The 2,693-nt window shown below is 57.1% G+C and carries 2 protein-coding genes; both read right to left on the bottom strand.

Going from position 1 to position 2,693, the window contains the following annotated elements; genetic code table 11:
• Positions 1-261 precede the first annotated feature (261 nt).
• Positions 262-1,746, bottom strand: a complete 1,485-nt coding sequence (gene putP, locus ENN40_04715) for a sodium/proline symporter PutP (protein ID HDP94647.1) — start codon at positions 1,744-1,746, stop codon at positions 262-264.
• 115 nt (positions 1,747-1,861) lie between these two features.
• Positions 1,862-2,693, bottom strand: an 832-nt coding sequence (locus ENN40_04710) for a S46 family peptidase (protein ID HDP94646.1), incomplete at its 5' end; no start/stop codon positions are given.

Below are 2,693 nucleotides of genomic sequence, written 5' to 3'. Positions count from 1 at the left end.
GTTTGCGTTCGCTTATGCTTTATGCCCTGCGGGTACTCATACTCACAACCGCTTACCAATTACCAATGTGTATTTACCCACACAAAACGTAATAGATCCAAAAGTTGAAAAGGGAAGACGTAGGGGCGGGTTTGAAACCCGCCCGTACACTTGAAGTTGAAAATGTAGGGGCGACCGGCCGGTCGCCCGTACGCGAAAAAAGGTGAATCAACTCTCTCAGCTTCTTTTTTCCACCTTCTGCAAGTTCTGAAGCTGCAAGGCCTATCGCCGCGGATTGATGCGCCGGAATTCCGCTTTTATCGATGCCGGCGGTTGCTTATCCAGTAAACTCACCACCAGGATGGCCAGGGCGGAGAAAAGGAACCCCGGGACGATTTCATACAGGTCAAAAATGCCTCCGGACAGGGGCTTCCACAACAGGACCGTGACTCCGCCCACGATGATTCCAGCCAGGGCTCCCTTGCGGGTCATGCGCGGCCAGTACAATGAGATGAGTACCAGGGGACCGAAAGTGGCGCCGAATCCGGCCCACGCATAAGCGACCAGTTCCAGTACACTGTTTTCAGGGTTCATGGCCAGAATCAGCGCCGCAACGGCAACGACCAGCACGGCCAGGCGGCTGATCCAGAGCAGTTCCCGTTCTCCGGCACGCGGTCTCAACAGGACCTTGTAGAAATCGTGGGTGATGGCCGAGGAGGTGACCAGCAACTGCGAGTCCGCCGTACTCATGATGGCCGCCAGGATGGCGGAAAGAAAGATCCCCGCGATCAGCGGGTGGGCCATGCGTTCAACCAGCAGGATAAAGACTTTTTCAGAGTCCGGCCCGATCAGGGATTGCACCGGCAGGGCCGCTCCGGCCATGCCCGCCAAGACGGCGCATCCCAGGCTGATTACCACCCAGGTCATAGCGATATGGCGGGAACGGGGGATTTTCGCGGGATTGCGGATGGCCATGAAACGGGCCAGGATGTGGGGCTGTCCGAAATAGCCCAGTCCCCAGGCCAGTGAAGACAGGACGGCCAGGAGGCTGATGGCCGTTCCGGAAGGGGTTGTCAGGGGATTGAGGAATTCTCTGTTCAGGTTGGATAACGCTGAGATAGTCGCGTTGAACCCGCCTTTTTGCACGACAACCATCAGGGGGACAATGGTGATGGCCAGGAACATGATGAGCCCCTGAAAGAAATCGGTCCAGCTGACCGCCAGGAATCCGCCCATGAACGTATAGGTGATAATGACCAGGGCACCCAGGATCAGGGCGGTCAGGTAGGGCAATTCAAATACCGTGGAAAACAACTTGGCTCCGGCCACGAAACCCGACGCCGTGTAGATCAGGAAAAACACCAGGATGAAGAGGGCTGAAAACAGTCGCAACAGGTGTGACCGGTCATGGAAGCGGCTCTCAAAGTAATTGGGAATGGTCAGCGAGTTGTCTGCCGCCTCGGTATAGCGTCGCAGGCGCTGTGCCACCAGTTTCCAGTTCAGGTAGGTGCCCACACCCAGTCCCAGTGCGATCCATCCGGCCTCGATACCGGCCAGGTAAGCGAATCCCGGGAGTCCCATCAGCAACCAGCCGCTCATGTCGGATGCCTGGGCGCTCATGGCCGCCACCCATGAATTCAGCCCCCGCCCGCCCAGGATGTAATCCGACAGGTTGCGGGTGCGGCGGTAAAAGAACCAGCCGATGGCCAGCATGAAAGCCAGGTACAGGGCAAAAGCGACTATGACGTGGGCGTTGTTTAATGACATGATTCCGTTTGGGAATAATCAATCTCCAGGGAATGATTTTACGGGAAGAGCGGGGTAAGGGCAAGGCGGGCGCCCGACTCTCGGCGGGCGCCCGCCTTTTTGCATCTCAATGGTATTAAAGACCCATCTCTTTCAGGATATGGTCGGCTTTGGCCAGTTTTTCCGTGATAAACAACACGTAACGGATATCGACGGAGATGGAGCGTTGAATATCGTTGTCGAATTCCCAGTCGCCGGTAAGGGCTTCGTAGTTGCCGTCGAACAAAATGCCCGCCAGCTCGCCCCTGGCATTGAAAACGGGACTGCCGCTGTTGCCGCCGGTACTGTCCACTTTGTGGGTGAACGCCACGGGCACGTCGTTCAGGTCAGGGTGGGCCCAGCGGCCGAAATCCTTTTCCTTGTAAATGGCCTTGAGTCCTTCAGGCACGATGAAGGGCTTTTCGCCGGTTTCCTTCTCCATTACCCCGGAAAGGGTGGTAAAGGGGGCGTAGCGCACGGCATCTCGAGGCTCGTATCCGGCCACCTCTCCCCAGGAAAACCGCAGGGTGCTGTTGGCGTCCGGGTAAAGAGGAGAAGAAGACCTGGCCTTCAGGGCGAGGATGTATTGGCGCCGCAGGTCTTCCAGGCGCGCGTTCAGCCGTTCATTGCGCTTGCGTGCCGCTTCCGTTTCCGGATACATGCGGGCCGCCAGTTGCAACAACGGATCGTTGACGGCTTCGATCTCTTTGACCGATTTGGTGAAAAGGGATTGGACAAATTCCAGGTCTTTCAGGCGGGTGGCGGCGTAGGCTTTTTCCACGAATGCCTCGATCCCCTTTTCGCCGTCTTTAAGGATGGGTTCCAATGCCTGGATACGTGCGCCCTCGGGCAACTGGTCGGCCTTCATGAGCAGGCGCTTGAGCAGCGCCTTGTCCGCGGGTTCATAAAAACTCATAAGGGAAAAACGC

The sequence above is a fragment of the Candidatus Aminicenantes bacterium genome, assembly GCA_011049425.1.
GTDB lineage: Bacteria > Acidobacteriota > Aminicenantia > UBA2199 > UBA2199 > UBA876.
The sequence above is the reverse complement of the archived record's forward strand: the minus strand, read 5'-3'. Positions and strand labels throughout refer to the sequence as shown.

What these genes read in the sequence shown, in the direction of transcription:
- putP (HDP94647.1), bottom strand. Translation starts at nt 1,746, where the DNA reads ATGTCATTAAACAACGCCCACGTCATAGTCGCTTTTGCCCTGTACCTG.